Here is a 17395-nt window from a genome sequence, read left to right on the forward strand (position 1 = left end):
ACGGACTTCAGTCCGTGTCTTCGACCGTCTCGACCTTTGAATAGACACGCGGCGGAATGACGTCGGGATAATCGACCTGCATGAAATAGAGACCATCCGGCGGCGCGACTGGGCCGCAGGCTTTGCGATCCCGTGCTTCCAGTGCCGCGCGCACGTCTTCCGGTGTCATGCTGCCTTCACCGGCCATTTTCAGCGTTCCGGCAAAAGAGCGTATCTGGTTGTGGAGAAAGCTCTGCGCGGTGGCGCGTATCTCGATAAGATCGCCATTGCGCGTCACATCCAGCCGGTCGAGCGTTCTGACCGGGCTGCTCGCCTGACAATGAACCGAGCGGAAAGTGGTAAAATCGTGCCGGCCGACGAGCATCTGTGCAGCTTCATGCATGCGTTCGTGGTCCAGATCTTTCGATACCCACCATGCACGCTTGTGCTCGAGTGCCAGCCGCGCTTTCCGGCAAATGATGCGGTACAGATAATGGCGGCGAAGCGCGGAGAAGCGCGCGTCGAAATCCTCGGTCACCGCCGTTACGTCGATAACCGAGACGGCCTCTTTCGCCATGGCTAGATGGGCGTTGAGAGCATTGCGAAGCTTATATGGCGCCCAATCGCGGGAAAGATCGACATGGGCTACCTGTCCCACGGCATGCACGCCGGAATCGGTGCGGCCAGCGCCGCGAATGGACACAGTCTCGCCGGTCAGCGACCGGACGGCAGCTTCAAGCGCGCCCTGAACCGAAGGGCCGTTATCCTGTCTCTGCCAGCCGAAGTAAGGCGTACCGTCATATTCGACGGTTATGCGGAAACGCGGCATCAGCCGAGCCTCGTTCTGGCGGGAACAGGTGTGCCACGAACGAAATCGGCAGCCGATAGCGGCTTGCCACCCGCCTTCTGCAAACGGGTAAGCCGCACCGCGCCACTGCCGCAGGCGATGGTCAGGGCTTCATCGAGCACAGCGCCTGCTTCGCCCATACCGCTCGCCAGTTCTGACGCCAGAACCTTCACGCGCTCGGCCTTACCGCCGATTTCCATTTCCAGCCAAGCGCCGGGAAAAGGCGAAAGGCCGCGGATATGGTTATGGACGTCCTGTGCCGGCCGGGAAAAATTAATCCGGGTCTCGCCCTTGTCGATTTTCGAGGCATAAACGACGCCTTCTTCCGGCTGCGCAACGAGAGGAAGATCGTCTGCTTCCAGCTTGTCCATCGCCTGCCGCATCAGCCGCGCGCCTGTCAGCATCAGGCTGTCGTGCAATTCACCTGCCGTGGTATTCTCACCGATCGTGACCTTGGCGGTCAGCGCCACCGGGCCGGTATCCAGCCCCTTTTCCATTTTCATGACCATCATGCCCGTCTCGGCATCGCCAGCCATGATCGCCCGCTGAATGGGAGCAGCGCCGCGCCAGCGCGGCAGCAACGAGGCGTGGCCGTTATAGCAGCCAAGACGCGTACCGCTCAGGATAGCCTCGGGCAATAGCAGCCCATAGGCAACTACAACAGCGACGTCCGCATCGAATTCCCTGAATTGCTGCCGGTCTTCCTCGGCCTTGAAATTCACCGGCGTCAGCACGGGCAGACCCAGCAGTTCGGCCGCCTGATGCACCGGCGATTTCTGCAGATCAAGGCCACGGCGACCGCCTGGGCGCGGCGGCTGCGTATAAACGGCAACGACCTCGTGACCAGCGTCCACCAATGCACGCAGCGTGGGAACGGAAAAATCCGGCGTGCCCATGAAAATGATGCGAAGAGCCATATCGCCCCCTGCCCTCTATGCCGGTCCGTCTACATATTTAAGACGAATCAGACCTTAGCGCGGGCTGCTTTGGTGAATTTCTTGATGACCATTTCTCGCTTCAGCCGCGAAATATGGTCGATGAACAGAATGCCGTTCAGGTGGTCGATCTCATGCTGCAGACACGTCGCTAGAAGTCCGTCCGCATCGACCGTCTGCTGCTTTCCGTCACGATCGACATATCGCACTGTTAGGGATGCGGGACGCTCTACCTCGGCATAATAATCGGGAATGGAGAGACACCCTTCCTCATAGGCCGAGACGTCGTCCGACACTTTGAGGATTTCCGGATTGATGAAGACGACCGGCTTTTTCTCCTCGTCCTCGCGCGAAACGTCTATCACCAGCATGCGGCGCGGCACGCCCACCTGAATGGCGGCAAGGCCGATACCCGGCGCATCATACATGGTTTCGAGCATATCGTCGGCAAGGCGCAACACTTCGGCATCCACCTGTTCGATGGGCCTTGATTGCTGGCGCAGCACGGGATCGGGCAAAATGATAAGCGGTTTGATAGTCATGGCTTCCCATAACGTATCTCTTGCGCGGAGGAAATAAAAAATACGCGGTCGAAATGAGACCTTCGTCCGGTTTTGCCCGACTCAATTCCGCCGCATGAATGTTCTTGTTTTGATCTTACGAATCACTGGAAATCTGGTAGATTTAGCCATGAGTATCGATTTCTCTTTTCTCCTCGATCCCGCCATGCGGGCCGGCTCCGTCGACATCAGCTTCGGCGGGCTTCTTGCGGCTCTCGTTTTCGGCCTTTCCGCTTTTTGGATGGTCACGAAAAGTCGTGGGAAAAAAGCGGAAGCCGATGGTGAAATTTCCGATCTGTTGAAAACCCAGTCGGAACTGCACGGCCGGATCGCGGCGATGGCCGAGACGCTCGGCACGCGCCAGAGCGAGATGGGCCAGACGATCAACCAGCGCCTCGACGGCATGTCGCAGCGGCTGGGCGAGACGCTGACCGAGCAGACCCGGTCGACGCACGAGAATCTAAGCCGCCTGCAGGAGCGGCTTGCGGTTATCGATGCCGCGCAGGGCAATATTCAGGATCTGGCAAAAGACGTGGTCGGGCTTCAGGCGATCCTCTCCAACAAGCAGACGCGCGGCGCTTTCGGGCAAGCGCGCATGGAAGCGCTGATCGCCGATGCGCTTCCCGCCGGGGCCTTTCAGCTTCAGCCCACGCTTTCGAATGGCTACCGACCGGATTGCATCATCAGGATGCCGAACAACGCCCCGTCCCTCGTCATCGACGCCAAGTTTCCGCTGGAGGCGTGGAATGCGCTGAAGGCGGATGAAACGCCCGAGGGCAAACGGGCTGCAACCCAGCAGTTCCGCCGCGATATGGAAGTGCATATTCGCGACGTGGCGGAGAAATATCTGATACGCGGCGAAACGCAGGATACGGCCTTCATCTTCGTGCCGTCGGAATCGATCTTCGCCGATATTCACCAGCACTTCGAATATCTCGTGCAGCGTGCCCATCGCGCTCGTGTCGTCATTGTCTCGCCATCGCTTTTGATGCTGTCGGTGCAGGTTATCCAGTCGGTGCTGAAGGACCAGCGCATGCGCGAGCAGGCGCACCTCATTCAGGGTGAAGTCGCGCTTCTCATGGATGACGTGCGGCGGCTGGACGACCGGACGCGCAAGCTGCAAGCCCATTTCGGGCTGGCGCAGAAAGATGTCGACATGATGCTGATTTCCTCCGACAAGGTGCTGGCGCGTGGCCAGAAGATCGAGGGCCTCGATTTTTCGCCGACGGAAAAGGAGACCTCCCATAGCGAAATCGAGCAGGCGCGACGCTTTGCAGAGAACAGGGCAGGAACGGCCAAGTTGCGGGTGGTTGACGACGAGTGATCCCCTCGGGCAAAGTCGCCGCCTTGCTTTGAATTTCATACGGACATGCCCTGATGATTACTGTTTTCGGCTCCATCAACATGGATCTCGTCGCCACCGCCAAACGCCTGCCCAAACCCGGTGAAACCGTGACGGGAGAGACCTTTTCCACGGCGGCCGGCGGAAAGGGAGCCAATCAGGCGCTTGCCGCACGGCGCGCAGGTGCAACGGTCAAAATGGCGGGCGCTACGGGTGATGACACCTTTGCCGCGCCAGCGCTGACATTGCTGCGCGATGCCGGCACCGATCTGTCGCTCGTCAAGACCGCGCCCGGCCCCACGGGAACCGCCGTAATCCTGATCGGTGAAGGCGGGGAGAACATGATCTCGGTCATTCCCGCCGCCAATGGCGAAGTTTCCGCATCCGACGCCGCAAGAGCCGTGGCGGAGATGGCAGCGGGCGATATTCTGATGCTTCAGTTCGAGGTGCCCGCACCCTCAATCGAAGCAGCACTGACGGCCGCGAAGGCTAAACGCATCACCACTATCATCAACACCGCGCCGCTGACCGCGGACGGACCGCGCCTTGCCAGCCTTGCCGATATCGTCATCGCCAATGAAACCGAGTTCGAACTGCTGATCGGCAAAAACGGACTTTCAGCCTCCGAACGGGAAAATGAACTCAAATCCCTGCATGAGCAGACCGGCCAGACATTGATCGTGACGCTTGGTGCTGATGGCGTGATCGCCATTCGCAACGGCAAGGTCTTCAAGGCGTCCGGTCTCAAGATCGAGCCGGTCGATACTGTTGGCGCTGGCGATACATTCTGCGGTTATCTCGCCGCCAGCCTCGATCAGGGTATGGATTTCGAAAAGGCGCTGAAGCGCGCCGCAGTCGCAGGCTCGCTCGCCTGCACCCGCGCCGGCGCCCAGCCTTCCATTCCGGTTGCTGCCGAAGTGGACGCGAATATCTGACGGTTCGAGCTGTTAAATGCGAATGAAAGTGAGATAGGCCGAGCTGCGGCCTTCTCTTTTCGCCTTGTTCTCATAACGCGTGCCCGGCCAGTTGGCATAGGGGGTGTGCCAGTCCTCGGCACTTGCCGCCGTCCACTCGAAACCGCCGTGGCGAGCGCAATGCTGTAGCGTCCAGTTGACGTAGGTATCGATATCGGAAGCAAAGCAGAACTTGCCACCGGGTTTCAGGACGCGATGGAAACGGGCAAGATTGACGTCGGAAACGAAACGGCGCTTCCAGTGCTTCTTCTTCGGCCAGGGATCGGGATAGAGAAGATCGATGTGATCGATCGACCCATCCGGCAGCCAATCCAGCAATTGCGTCGCGTCATCATCGTAAAGGCGGATATTCATCAACTCGCCTTCACGCACGCTTGCCAGCAGCTTGGCCATGGAATTGACGAAGGGCTCGACGCCGATAAAGCCGGTCTCAGGATTTTCAACCGCGCGGTGGGCAAGGTGCTCGCCGCCGCCGAAACCGATTTCCAGGCGGACCGATTTCACATCCGCCGGAAAGAGAGCGACGAGATTTTTCGGAGGCGCGCTTTCCAGATCGATTTTCAGCAAAGGCAGCAGGTTTTCGATCGTATCGATCTGCTGATTGCGCAGTGGCTTGCCCTTGCGTCTGCCAAAAAACGCTTCCGTTGCGCGCGAACGCCGCTCTTCCGTCATGTCATACTCTCAAGAACAAATAGACTAAACCCGCACAGGGCCACTTGAATGGCACTATGCGGGTTACAAATGGTGCAACCGGTATCTCTCAATCCCCATCGAATGACAAGGCTTAGAACAAGTCCCCGCATTTTCCGAACGTAAAATCGCTACGCAATTTTACTGGAAATGCTTCAAGCGCTCAAAGCTTCCTTGAGCGGCTTCACCAGATCGAGCTTCTCCCAGGAGAAGGAACCGTCACGGCCCGCCTTGCGACCGAAATGGCCGTAGGAGGACGTCTTGGCATAGATCGGCTTGTTGAGATCGAGATGACGGCGAATGCCCGACGGCGACAGATCCATGACCTTACGGATGGCGCCTTCGACCTGATCTTCGCTGACCTTGCCGGTACCGTGCAGATCGACATAAATCGACAGAGGCTGGGCGATGCCGATCGCGTAGGAAATCTGAATGGTGCAGCGCTCGGCCAGACCGGCAGCCACCACGTTCTTGGCCAGATAGCGGGCAGCATAGGCCGCGGAACGGTCGACCTTGGTCGTGTCCTTGCCGGAGAATGCACCGCCGCCATGGGGGGCAGCACCGCCATAGGTGTCCACGATGATTTTGCGGCCGGTCAGACCCGCATCGCCATCGGGACCACCGATGACGAATTTGCCCGTCGGGTTAATATACCACTGGCAATCATCGGCGATCTTCAGGTCACCCAGCGCTTCGCGGATATAAGGTTCGACAACTTCGCGAACCTTCTTCGAATCCCAGCTGGCATCGAGATGCTGCGTGGACAAAACGATGGACACGGCTTCCGAAGCCTTGCCGTCGACGTAACGAACCGTCACCTGGCTCTTGGCGTCGGGACCGAGTTTCGCAGCTTCGCCTTCGCCGCTTTTACGGGCGGTCGCGAGCAGCTGCAGAATACGGTGGGAATAATAGATCGGAGCTGGCATCAGGTCCGGCGTTTCCTTGCAGGCGTAACCGAACATGATGCCCTGGTCGCCGGCACCCTCGTCGCCCTGCTTGTCGGAGGCGTTGTCCACGCCCTGCGCGATATCCGCCGACTGCGGATGCAGGAGAACGTCGATCTTCGCCGTCTTCCAGTGGAAACCATCCTGCTCGTAGCCGATGTCGCGGATCGCCTTGCGGGCAGCCGACTTGAACTTCGAGGGATTGATGACCGGGTGGCCGGCAGCATCCTTGAGAACCTTGCCGTCCTTGTCCTTTTTTAGCAGGGTATCGGGAACCCGAACCTCACCGGCGATAATGACGCGGTTCGTCGTCGCAAGCGTTTCGCATGCGATGCGCACGGTCCAGGGGTCGACACCCGTCTTGGATGCCTCACGATAGATGAGATCCACGATTTCATCGGAAATACGATCACAAACCTTGTCCGGATGACCTTCGGCCACGGACTCGCTGGTGAACAGGTAATTGGCACGCATGCGGGATTCCCCTCAAAGAACGGTCTTCGAGTTTGTTAGTCATTTCAGCCATGAAAGACAAGGACACAACCACATAAATATATCTTTATGTGAGAATTCCTTTCTAATTGGGCACAAAAAAACGGCCCTTGCGGACCGTTGAGTGTCCAGCGCCGTACGCTGGAAAATAAAGCAGTCGCCTGCGAGTGCTACTCGGCATCCCCTTCGGCGGCGAGCGACTTGACGAGATCAACGAGGCGGCGGCGAACCTTCGGGTCGGCGATCTTCACGAAAGCGCGGTTCAATTGCAAGCCTTCGGCAGACGACAGGAAATCCACCACGTAATTGGAACTCGATGCTTCTGCCATGCCCGTCGTGCCGACGGCCTGATCACCCGGCGCGTCCTCGAAGAAGAAGGAAACCGGCACATTCAGGATCGCGGAGATATTCTGCAGGCGGCTGGCGCCCACGCGGTTCGTGCCCTTTTCATACTTCTGAATTTGCTGAAAGGTAATTCCGAGGCTTTCACCCAGCTTTTCCTGGCTCATGCCCAGCATGGTTCTGCGAAGACGAATTCGGCTTCCGACATGAATGTCGATGGGGTTAGGCTTTTTCTTATTTTCGGTCATCATGCGGTCCTGACACTCGGAAAGGGTTGATATCTCGTTTCATTGCTTATTCGAAGAAATGAGCTGGTATTTCGACAGCGTCTAAACTTGTTTTACGACTGACGTATTCACTATGCAATTGTAGGGGTTCCCGGTCAATTCTGGCGCCTGGCAAAACGCCAGGCAGAAAATACCGAAACGGTCAGCATGATAGAAAAAATCAACCAGAAATACGTCCGATGTATGTCGTAAGTAACAGCGTCATTTGACCCACCACTCAAGGTGGCGTCAACAATTCCGACCCGGCCGTAATCCAACCCGGCAATAATACGACCATAGGGATCTATAACGGCGGAAATTCCGGTATTAGCGCCGCGAATCACCGGCACTCCCGTTTCAACGGCCCGTACTCTTGCCTGCAGAAAATGCTGATAAGGGCCGGGTGTATCGCCGAACCAGCCATCATTCGTGACGTTCAGGATCGCTGCGGCGCCCGCCAGACCAGGGGTCATCTCTTCGGGAAAAATGATCTCGTAGCAGATCAGGGGATAGAGGGTTTTACCGGAAGGAAGCGTCAAAGGCGTGCGCGAAGACGCGGCTGAAAAGCCGCCCGGCAGGCTGATGACATTATTGATGCCGAATCCCCGTAGAATATCTTCGAAAGGGACATATTCTCCAAAGGGTGTCAGGTGGACCTTGTCGGTCGCGCCGATGATCTCGCCCTGACTGTCAATCGCATAGACCGAATTGTAGTAACGCGGAGGCCGGCCGGCACCGGCATCTTCCATTCTGACCGCACCGGTAAACAGGACCTGCCCGTCTTCAAGCGTCTTGGCGATTTCCGCCAGAGCGTCCGGATTTTGCGTCAGGATGAAAGGCACGGAGGTTTCCGGCCAAACAATGATATCTGGGCGTTTTTTTCCTTCGCCGGGCGGCAGGCCCGTCAAGCGCAGATGCTCGCTGAAAATCTCGGCCCTGTCTGCATTCAGCATCTTGCGGGACTGGTCGATCGACGGCTGCACGATCCTCACGGTCAGCGCATCCGCAGGTGTCTCCAACGGTGTCTGAAGGCGGTAAAAGCCATAACCAAAATGGCCAGCCAGCAGCAGGCCCGCCACAATGAGACCCGGCCACATGCCTTTTTTCGTGCCGATCAAGGCAGGCGAGGCGAAGATGAAGACGGCAAGCGTCGTGACACCAAAAAGACCAAGCAGATGCGCCGACTGCATCATGATCGGCACAGGCATGATGCCATAACCGATAGCGTTCCAGGGAAAGCCAGTTGCTATGAAGCTGCGGAGCCATTCCAAAAGGCCGAATGCGGCCGCAAGTGCGGCGATACGGCCGAGACCGTCCGACCAGACGATATTGGCGGCTGCGACCGCAAAACCGTAAAACACGGCGAGAACAGCCGGAAGGCCGAGGATGGCGAGCGGTAGCGCCCAGGCGAACTCGTCAGCTTCCAGCAGGAGCGCATTGCCCAGCCACCACAGGCCCGCCACGAAATAACCAAGGCCGAAACACCAACCGATGCCGAAAGCGGGCATGATGCGGCTGAAGATGCCGCCGCCCGGCTTGCCGGTGCAGCCATCGACCAACCAGACAAGCAGGGTGAAAGACAAAAAAAGCGCTGCGAAAAAGCCAACCGGAGGCAAGGCCAGCGCTCCAACCGCGCCTGCGGCAATCGCCATCACTGCGCGGCTTTTGCCGCCGGCCAGCATTACCCTGCCTGCAAGACGCTCCATGCCATCTCCGTTTAATGCCCACCCGGAAAAGCCCAACCCGGCATGGCCGCGCAAAGGAATTTCCCTTTAGACTCGACGTAAAGGAAAAAAGATTCGCAGTCCACAGAAGGGATGATCGCCGGAGCACCGTGCGTCCTTTTGGACTCTTGATGACGCGTTCAAGGAGCGGCGGCGACGGGGAGCATCCCGTCGCCCACCTCAGTCAGCGTTTTGCTGGTGGGTGATGAGGCGAACATCCGGCGCGGGCAGCGGAATAACCTCATCGGCATCGGCATCGCCCGGCGCGCGGTCATCCTGCCCTTCCGAGCCATGATCGCGGACGATACGGACACCCTTGATACGCCTTGTATCCGCATCGAGGATCTGGAACTCGAAACCAGGTACGGCCCTGACCACTTCACCCTTGGCCGGAATGCGGCCGAGTGCGAAGAATATCAGGCCGCCGAGCGTATCGATTTCTTCAAGATGTTCGCGGACATCGAATTCCGGTCCGATTGCCTCGGCAAGTTCTGTAAGCTCTGCGCGGGCATCCGCCACCAGCACGTCGGCGGACAAACGCGAAAACATCGTCTCGTCCTTGTCGTGCTCGTCATCAATGTCACCCACGACCATCTCGACGATGTCCTCATGGCTGACGAGACCGTCCGTGCCACCATATTCGTCGATCACCAGGGCAAGCTGTGTTCTCTGTGCCTGCATGGTCTTCAAAAGATCGGAGGCCAGCATGGAGGGGGGTGCAAAAAGAATTTTACGCACCAGCCCGGCATCGGCGACCGTCTGTTCCAGATCCACCCGTGCCAGGTCAAAATTCGGTCGCGGCGAGCGCGGAGCCTTCGCCTCGCCATAGGCAACGCCACGCGATCCCACCCGGCGCTTGTTGCGCGCCTGCTTGGCGACATAGGCCAGCAGATCGCGAATGTGGATCATGCCCTTCGGATTATCCAGCGTCTCATCGTAGACCGGCATGCGGGAGCGCCCGGTTTCCTCAAAGAGGATCAGAGCTTCGCCGATGGTCATATTCTGGTCGAGACCGTCGATATCCACGCGTGGGATCATGATATCTTCGACCCGAACCTCCCGGAAACGCAGGATATTGTTCAGCATCGCCCGCTCTTCGGGCGAAAAGGCTGCACCGATTTCGGTGTCGTCCATCAGCGCGTCGGTCAAATCCTCGCGCAGGCGCTCGCCCTGTGACGGTTTCAGCAACCGTCCAATGCGCGACCAGATCGTCGATCTCGGCTTTGCATTGGAGTCGTTCCGTAAATGACTACTGCCCTCCTCCGAGGAGGACTGCTCGCCGTTTTCTCTGCCCTCATTGGCAGGTCGTGCAGAATGTTCGTTCATGGCTCCAGACAATATTCAAAGCGGTTCCTGTCCCGCGTAAGGATCAGATAGGCCAAGCACCGCCAAAATGCGAGTCTCAAGCGACTCCATTTCTTCCGCCTCCTCCTCATCCATGTGGTCATAACCGAACAGGTGCAGGAACCCATGAACAAGAAGATGGGTCAGATGATCCTCGAAACTCTTCTCAAGTTCAAGAGCCTCGCGTTCAACCGTCTCGCGCGCGATGACGATATCGCCCAGCATCGGGCCGGGCATGCCGCCCGGTTCCAGCGGAAAAGCGGGGAAAGACAAGACATTGGTTGCCTTGTCCTTGTCGCGCCATTCGGCATTGATTTCCCGGATATTTTCATCGTCGGTAAAGACCAGCGACAGTTCCACCGGCATTTTCGGGAAGGGTTGTTTCTCTTCCCGCTTCAAAAAATCAACCGCTGCGTCCAGCGCCTTGGTGGCAAAGGCAAGAAGGTCCTCTTCCGAGGACCAGCCTTCGGCCTCGACGCTGATTTGAATATCCAGAGCTGTCATTGTCTTGCGTCAGTTGCCCTTCACGAGGCTTTCATCCGGCACCGCCGTGTGGGATTCGTACGCCCGCACGATGCGCGCCACCATCGGATGGCGCACGACGTCCACATCCTTGAAGCGCACGACGGATACACCTTCCACATCGGTGAGGATTTGCAGGGCCTCGACAAGACCCGACTTCACGCCGCGCGGAAGGTCCACCTGGCTTGGGTCGCCGGTCACGATCATGCGGCCTTTCTCACCGAGACGGGTGAGGAACATTTTCATCTGCATGGTCGTGGTGTTCTGGGCTTCGTCCAGAATGACGGCGGCGTTGGCAAGCGTGCGTCCGCGCATGAAGGCCAGTGGCGCAATTTCGATGACGCCCGCCTGAATGGCGCGCTCCACCTTGTCACCCGGCATCATGTCGTAAAGCGCGTCGTAAAGCGGGCGCAGATAAGGATCGACCTTCTCCTTCATGTCGCCCGGCAGGAAGCCAAGGCGTTCGCCCGCTTCTACTGCGGGACGCGAGAGGATGATGCGGTCGACCGCACCACGCTCCAGAAGTTGCGCTGCATGCGCCACGGCAAGATAGGTCTTGCCCGTGCCGGCGGGGCCGACGCCGAACACCAGTTCGGATTGCTCCAGCGCCCGCATGTAGACATCCTGGGTGGGCGTTCGGGCAGCGACGGTCTTCTTGCGCGTGGAAATCTGCGCCATGGAGATCTTCGCCTTGCGCTCCATCGTCGGCAAGGTCAGCTGGTCATCTGCCGCCATTGCCATGCGGATCGCGCCTTCCACGTCGGAAACCTCGGCGGTTCCGCCCTTGAGCAGACGTTCGTAAAGGAAATCCAGCGCCCGGCGAGCCTGATTGGTGGCAACGACATCGCCGGTGATGGCAACGGAATTGCCGCGCGGGCGCGCATCGATGTTGAGGCGTTGTTCCAGCAATTTGAGGTTCTGATCGAACTGACCGAATAGCTCTCCCGCTATCCTGTTATTCTCGAACGTGAGGACGAAGTGATTGGCGTCGGTCGCGGCTTGGCGTGGCTGGCGCGATGAAGGTGATACCAATTCATGTGCGTTCAAGCGGTCAGGCTCCTGTCCCAATCAGTGTCGGCTCCTCACTCTAACTCTCTGCCACCTCGGCAAACAAGCTGTTTGGACCCGTTGCGGTGATTCGTACATTAACAATGTCACCGATTTTCAAAGTCTTTGCATCAAGATTCACAGATTGCAGCCAGGGAGAGCGACCTATCAACTGTTCAGGCATGCGGCCGGGCTTTTCCAGCAACACATCCATCGTCTTTCCGACCAGCGATTCCGCAAATTCCTTCTGCTGCCGCAAGAGCAGCGCCTGCAATCGTTCCAGCCGCTCGGCCTTCACCTCTTCCGCAACCTGATCCGTCAGATCAGCGCCCGGCGTTCCTGGGCGTGTGGAATATTTGAATGAAAAGGCCTGCGCATATTTCACCTGTTCGATGAGCGCCATCGTGTCTTCGAAATCACGATCCGTCTCGCCGGGGAAGCCGACAATAAAATCCCCGGACATGGCGATATCAGGGCGGGCGGCCCGGATTTTTTCAATGAGCTGGATATATTCCTCACCTGTGTGGCGACGATTCATCGCCTTCAGAATGCGATCCGACCCGGACTGAACAGGCAGATGCAGATAGGGCATCAGAATGCGCAGGTCGCGATGTGCGCCAATCAAGCGGTCATCCATGTCGCGCGGATGGCTGGTGGTATAGCGAAGGCGTGCAAGACCGGGAATTTCCGCCAGCCGGTAAAGAAGCTCGGCAAGTCCCCATTTTTCGCCCTTCGAGCCTTCGCCCTGCCAGGCATTGACGTTCTGGCCGAGCAGCGTGATTTCGCGCACACCGGCATCCACCAGTTTCATCGCCTCATCGACGATCTGGCGCACGGGACGCGAAACTTCCGAACCACGCGTATAGGGCACAACACAGAAGGTGCAGAACTTGTCGCAGCCTTCCTGCACCGTCAAAAATGCCGTGACGCCGCGCGTACGCAGTGTTGCCTTTTCGGCCACCGGCAGATGTTCGAACTTGTCCTCAACGGCATATTCGGTCTCGATGACGCGCTCGCCGCCGCGCACCCGCTTCAGGGCGTCCGGCAGGCGATGATAGGTCTGTGGGCCGATGACGACGTCGACGGCTGGCGCACGGCGAAGGATTTCCTCGCCTTCCGCCTGTGCCACACATCCGGCAACGCCGATCACGAATTCGCGGCCCTGTTCTTCGCGCGTTTTTTTCATGTCGCGCAGGCGGCCGAGCGCCGAATAGACCTTTTCAGCGGCCTTCTCGCGGATGTGACAGGTGTTCAGAAGCACCAGATCCGCCTCGCCCATATCCTCCGTCTGAACGTAACCGTCCTTCGCCAGCGCATCGCTCATGCGGACGGAATCGTAGACGTTCATCTGACAGCCATAGGTCTTGATGAAGACCTTCCTGCTGTTAGAGCCCTCGCGGGCAATCATTTCGGGGGCATCGAGGCCAAGCGTTTCCTGGGTCATGGCGGTTATCTAGTGTTTTTCACGCCCGGATTAAACAGAAAAATACCGGAAAAGCTGGAATGCTCTATTTCCGCCAGCCACCACGCAGGCTGAAAGCCAACATGGAACGGATAGAAGCGGCGATATCGGTCGCCAGACGCTTGCGGTTATCCGTGCTGTGAAACGGAACGCTGTCGCCGAATGTAACGTCGACGTCGATAGCACCTGCCCTGATGATACCGAGCAGATGCGGCACCAGAGTTATGCTGCCCGGCCAGGCCGCAATGACCCGGTGGTAACGTCCCATGGCCATGCCCTGCACCCGCGTATAGGCGATTGCGACCGGCTGCACATAGACGAGCTTGCCCGGAACCTGCTCGGCAGCCGTGGAGGCTGCGCCAAACAGCGAGGATTTGACGGCAAGCATGCGGTTGCCGTCAGAGGTGGTGCCTTCCGGGAACAACACGACGATCTCGCCATCGGCCATGCGGGCGGCGATCTCGCCGACCTGCGCACCGGTGCTGCGCTTCTGCTCGCGCTGGACGAAGATGCTTTTCTGCAGACGGGCGAGCCAGCCAAAGACGGGCCAGTCACGCACTTCCGTCTTGGCGATGAACACCACGTCGGCAATACTGCCGAGAACGAGAATGTCCTTCCACGAGGCGTGGTTGACCGCCAGCATCAGCGGTTTTGCCCGCTCCACATCCCCATGGACATGCACGCGAATGCCGAGGACATGGCAGGCGATGCGGTGCCAGATGCGGGGAATGCGGCGACGAAGCTGCCAGTCGAAGGCAAGGCCCAACAGTTGCAGCGGCAGCAATATAAGCGTGACGATCAGGAGAACGACCGCAATATAGGCTGTCCGGAGCCACATCATGATTGAACCGTGCGCTTGCTCACCAGCGTCTCAATGTTCGCCGGGCTTCAACGGTACACCGTAGAGTTCGAGCCGGTGATCAACGAGCTTGAAGCCATGCTCCCTGGCGATCTTTTCCTGAAGCGCCTCGATCTCGGGTGAATGAAACTCGATGACCACACTGTTCTTCAGATCGATCAGATGATCGTGATGTTCCTCAGGCACGGTCTCGTAACGCGAGCGGCCATCGCGAAAATCATGACGCTCGATGATGCCGGCGTCCTCAAACAGCTTCACCGTTCTGTAAACGGTGGAAATCGAGATGCGCGGATCCACGGCGGAGGAACGGCGGTAAAGCTCCTCGACATCCGGATGGTCTGCCGATTCCTGCAGCACGCGGGCGATGACACGGCGCTGGTCCGTCATCCGCATGCCGCGTTCGGCACAAAGTTCCTCCAGCGTTTTCGAAAGGTCTATCACGTCTTCTGGCCTTTTGAGTATTCCGGTTGAATTTCGGGGCTGTCGCCGAAAAATGCCTGTCGCAGGGAACTAGCGAAGATCGCGGCGCATGACAAGCGCCGTCGACTTCGCGCCATCCTTGGCGGTGTAGTAGGCCTTGCGCTCAGCGACCGTTTTGAAGCCGAGCTTTTTATAAAGTCCCAGGGCGGAGGCATTGTTGCTGTCCACTTCCAGGAACATCGTTTCGGCACCGCGCATCATCGCCTCACGGACGGCCGATTGCATCAGGCGCCAGCCGAGGCCGGTGCGCGCGAACTTGTCGGCCACCGCAACGGTCAGGATTTCCGCCTCGCCGGCCACTTCGCGCGCAAGCACGAAACCACCGAGCGGTTTGCTGAAAAATGCGTTCGTCTGCCGCGCGACGGCACCGAAAACCGAGCCTTGCGTCAACAGCCCGGAAAACTCCCCGTCATTCCAGGGGCGCGGAAAGCGCAGCGCATGCAATTCCGCCACTCCGGCGCAATCCTCATGCTGCATCGGCACGATCTCGAAATAGGGCTTCCAGCTTAGATATTCGTCAAACATAACAAGGAATCATCCGCACGCATTTACGGGTGCCACCTATCAGGCAACGCTCTGGCGTGCCAGCGCAAAACCCGTCTGCGGCCGGGCATCCGGGCCGCGAAGGTAAAGCGGTGCGGGTTTCGGCATGCCTTTCGGCTTGCGTCCACCCGCCCGCGCGACAGTGGAAATCGGAAAATGATCGGGACCCGACCCCGTGTCGAAACCCTGAAAAAGGGGTGCGGCGGAACCGATAATGGCGCCATCGAAACCGGAGAGAGCCGTTTTGGCATCCTCCAGAGACAAAAGCGCGGCCTCGAGGAGCGGCGATCCATCCTCTGCAAATGTCTGGAGGTAGGCTTCGCCCCGTTTGGCGTCGAGCCCGACAGCCACTGGCCGGCCGGGATTTTCCAGCAGATGATGCAAGGCGATCGTCTCAAGCGTGGTTACGCCGACTGCCTCTATGCCGAGCGACAGGGCAAAACCACGCGCGGCGGCAACGCCGACGCGAATGCCGGTAAAGGAACCCGGTCCGATCGTTACCGCGATGCGTCCGACTTTCTGAAGCGGCAGCTGCGCCTGCTGCAGGGCACCATCAATCACAGCCATCAGCCGCTCGGCATGACCTTTTCCGATGGTTTCGCATACCTCGCCAAGCACCGTGTCGGAGGCGCTGTCATAGACGCAGGCGGAACAGTCCACACCTGAGGTATCGAGTGCGAGAACAATCATGGCGCGGCCTGGTTTATAACGTCATACAGCTTCGACTTCGCGCACTTCCGGCACGAAATGACGAAGCAGGTTCTGGACGCCGTGCTTCAGCGTGGCGGTGGAGGACGGGCAACCGGAGCAGGCGCCCTTCATGTTCAGGAACACGGTGCCGTCGCGGAAACCACGGAAGGTGATATCGCCACCATCCTGCGCCACGGCGGGGCGGACGCGGGTATCCAGCAGTTCCTTGATGGTGGCGACGATGGTTTCGTCACCCGCTTCAAAGAACTCGCCTTCCTCATCCGACACTTCAGCCGCAATGGCAGTGCCCATGATGGGGCGGCCAGACATGAAATGCTCCATGATCGAACCGAGAATGGCGGGCTTCAGATGCTGCCATTCGGCGTCATCCTTGGTTACGGTGATGAAATCGAAGCCGAAATAAACGCCGGTGACACCCGGAATGGTGAAGAGGCGCTCTGCCAGCGGCGAGGCCTGCGCCTGCGCGGGGTTGAGAAACTCAGCCGTGCCGCTTTCCAGCACCACCTTGCCCGGCAGGAACTTGAGGGTCGCGGGGTTCGGCGTGGCTTCCGTCTGAATGAACATTATCTGTCTCCTTCGAGGTCGCCGTTCACGCCCCGCAATTTAGAATTCTTCCAAAAAATACGCCTGGCGAAGCCTTACTTCAAGCCCTGACATGATAATTACATTCAAGAAATCGTCAGCCCCAAATTCTTGCCCGAATCCGTTCCTGCCTTTCGGGGTCGAACAAAGTTCAGCAGAGGGCGTCGATTTCCTCATCCGTCAGCGTATCCGGTAGCACGGTGACGGGGATGGGGAAGGCCGCACCGCGTCCTGAGATGGAGGAGACGAGCGGTCCCGGCCCTTCCTTCGTTGATCCTGCCGCCAAAACCAGAATGGCAATATCGCGATCTTCCTCGATGAGCCCGTGGATCTGTTCGGTTGCGCCGCCTTCACGGATCACCGCTTCCGGCTCGATGCCGATGGTCTCACGGACCTTCTGGGCGATCTTGGCAAGCGTTGCTTCCGCCTCCTCTCGCGCCTCGGCCCGCATGATCTGCTCGACGCCCAGCCACTGCTGGAAATCGCCTTCCGGTATCATGTAAAGCAGAACCAGTCCGCCATTGGAGTTCTTGGCGCGACGACCGGCATAATGCACGGCCCTTTCGCATTCCGGTGTGTCATCGATAACAGCGAGAAATTTGCGACGATGCCCTTCCAGACGCGACAGCCGTTTTGAAACCATTCCGCACTCCCTGTGTCCGCCGCGATCCGAAAAACCGCCCGACGGTTCGGGCGGAGATTATATCAAATCACGGCAGGCGCAAACCGCCCGCCGTGATCCGCAAGGCG

Annotated in this window: 19 protein-coding genes; 2 read left to right on the top strand and 17 right to left on the bottom strand. The window is 58.7% G+C overall.

Annotated features, from left to right (window positions below):
• Positions 1-7: 7 nt before the first annotated feature.
• Genes truA through def form a run of 3 tightly spaced genes read right to left on the bottom strand, consistent with a single transcriptional unit; the run spans position 8 to position 2303 of the window.
• Positions 8-808, bottom strand: coding sequence for a tRNA pseudouridine(38-40) synthase TruA (gene truA / locus FB593_RS07765; protein WP_113473017.1), 801 nt, complete (start codon positions 806-808; stop codon positions 8-10).
• Positions 808-1743: a methionyl-tRNA formyltransferase gene (gene fmt, locus FB593_RS07770; protein WP_145166443.1), complete on the bottom strand. Its 936-nt coding sequence runs from the start codon at positions 1741-1743 to the stop codon at positions 808-810. The genes truA and fmt overlap by 1 nt, the downstream gene beginning before the upstream one ends.
• Before the next feature lie 47 nt (positions 1744-1790).
• Positions 1791-2303, bottom strand: coding sequence for a peptide deformylase (def, locus tag FB593_RS07775; protein ID WP_003514812.1), 513 nt, complete (start codon positions 2301-2303; stop codon positions 1791-1793).
• A gap of 148 nt (positions 2304-2451) precedes the next feature.
• Here def and FB593_RS07780 point away from each other — a divergent pair, with 148 nt between their 5' ends.
• Both FB593_RS07780 and FB593_RS07785 read left to right on the top strand, forming a co-directional pair.
• Positions 2452-3645 (top strand): DNA recombination protein RmuC, encoded by a 1194-nt coding sequence (locus FB593_RS07780; protein WP_041694298.1) that lies wholly within the window; start codon positions 2452-2454, stop codon positions 3643-3645.
• 53 nt (positions 3646-3698) lie between these two features.
• Positions 3699-4598: a ribokinase gene (locus FB593_RS07785; RefSeq protein ID WP_013635377.1), complete on the top strand. Its 900-nt coding sequence runs from the start codon at positions 3699-3701 to the stop codon at positions 4596-4598.
• A gap of 12 nt (positions 4599-4610) precedes the next feature.
• Here the strand turns inward: FB593_RS07785 and trmB are convergent, their stop codons facing one another.
• The 14 genes from trmB to FB593_RS07855 form a co-directional block, all read right to left on the bottom strand.
• Positions 4611-5309, bottom strand: coding sequence for a tRNA (guanosine(46)-N7)-methyltransferase TrmB (trmB, locus tag FB593_RS07790; RefSeq protein WP_003514809.1), 699 nt, complete (start codon positions 5307-5309; stop codon positions 4611-4613).
• A gap of 173 nt (positions 5310-5482) precedes the next feature.
• Positions 5483-6745, bottom strand: coding sequence for a methionine adenosyltransferase (gene metK, locus FB593_RS07795; RefSeq protein ID WP_003514808.1), 1263 nt, complete (start codon positions 6743-6745; stop codon positions 5483-5485).
• Positions 6746-6933: 188 nt separating this feature from the next.
• Positions 6934-7353, bottom strand: a complete 420-nt coding sequence (locus FB593_RS07800; RefSeq protein WP_003514807.1) for a helix-turn-helix domain-containing protein — start codon at positions 7351-7353, stop codon at positions 6934-6936.
• A 134-nt stretch (positions 7354-7487) separates the two neighbouring features.
• On the bottom strand, positions 7488-9077 hold the full coding sequence (gene lnt, locus FB593_RS07805) for an apolipoprotein N-acyltransferase (RefSeq protein WP_003514805.1): 1590 nt from the start codon (positions 9075-9077) through the stop codon (positions 7488-7490).
• Between the two features lie 198 nt (positions 9078-9275).
• On the bottom strand, positions 9276-10421 hold the full coding sequence (locus tag FB593_RS07810) for a hemolysin family protein (protein ID WP_003514803.1): 1146 nt from the start codon (positions 10419-10421) through the stop codon (positions 9276-9278).
• 15 nt (positions 10422-10436) lie between these two features.
• Positions 10437-10943, bottom strand: a complete 507-nt coding sequence (gene ybeY / locus FB593_RS07815) for an rRNA maturation RNase YbeY (RefSeq protein WP_019564421.1) — start codon at positions 10941-10943, stop codon at positions 10437-10439.
• Positions 10944-10952: 9 nt separating this feature from the next.
• A complete protein-coding gene (locus FB593_RS07820) occupies positions 10953-12008 on the bottom strand; it encodes a PhoH family protein (protein ID WP_003514799.1) in 1056 nt (351 codons plus the stop codon).
• A gap of 40 nt (positions 12009-12048) precedes the next feature.
• Complete coding sequence (gene miaB, locus FB593_RS07825; protein WP_162632883.1) at positions 12049-13452, bottom strand: tRNA (N6-isopentenyl adenosine(37)-C2)-methylthiotransferase MiaB; 1404 nt, start codon at positions 13450-13452, stop codon at positions 12049-12051.
• 64 nt (positions 13453-13516) lie between these two features.
• Positions 13517-14311, bottom strand: a complete 795-nt coding sequence (locus tag FB593_RS07830; RefSeq protein ID WP_003514789.1) for a lysophospholipid acyltransferase family protein — start codon at positions 14309-14311, stop codon at positions 13517-13519.
• A 30-nt stretch (positions 14312-14341) separates the two neighbouring features.
• A complete protein-coding gene (locus tag FB593_RS07835; RefSeq protein ID WP_003514787.1) occupies positions 14342-14770 on the bottom strand; it encodes a Fur family transcriptional regulator in 429 nt (142 codons plus the stop codon).
• 69 nt (positions 14771-14839) lie between these two features.
• On the bottom strand, positions 14840-15334 hold the full coding sequence (locus FB593_RS07840; RefSeq protein WP_003514785.1) for a GNAT family N-acetyltransferase: 495 nt from the start codon (positions 15332-15334) through the stop codon (positions 14840-14842).
• A 39-nt stretch (positions 15335-15373) separates the two neighbouring features.
• Complete coding sequence (gene tsaB / locus FB593_RS07845; protein ID WP_013635371.1) at positions 15374-16042, bottom strand: tRNA (adenosine(37)-N6)-threonylcarbamoyltransferase complex dimerization subunit type 1 TsaB; 669 nt, start codon at positions 16040-16042, stop codon at positions 15374-15376.
• Positions 16043-16063: 21 nt separating this feature from the next.
• Positions 16064-16627, bottom strand: coding sequence for a NifU family protein (locus tag FB593_RS07850; protein ID WP_003514783.1), 564 nt, complete (start codon positions 16625-16627; stop codon positions 16064-16066).
• Positions 16628-16796: 169 nt separating this feature from the next.
• Positions 16797-17288: a universal stress protein gene (locus FB593_RS07855; RefSeq protein ID WP_003514782.1), complete on the bottom strand. Its 492-nt coding sequence runs from the start codon at positions 17286-17288 to the stop codon at positions 16797-16799.
• Between the last annotated feature and the right edge of the window lie 107 nt (positions 17289-17395).

It is taken from the genome of Rhizobium sp. SJZ105 (assembly GCF_007828365.1).
In the GTDB taxonomy this organism is placed as follows: domain Bacteria; phylum Pseudomonadota; class Alphaproteobacteria; order Rhizobiales; family Rhizobiaceae; genus Agrobacterium; species Agrobacterium tumefaciens.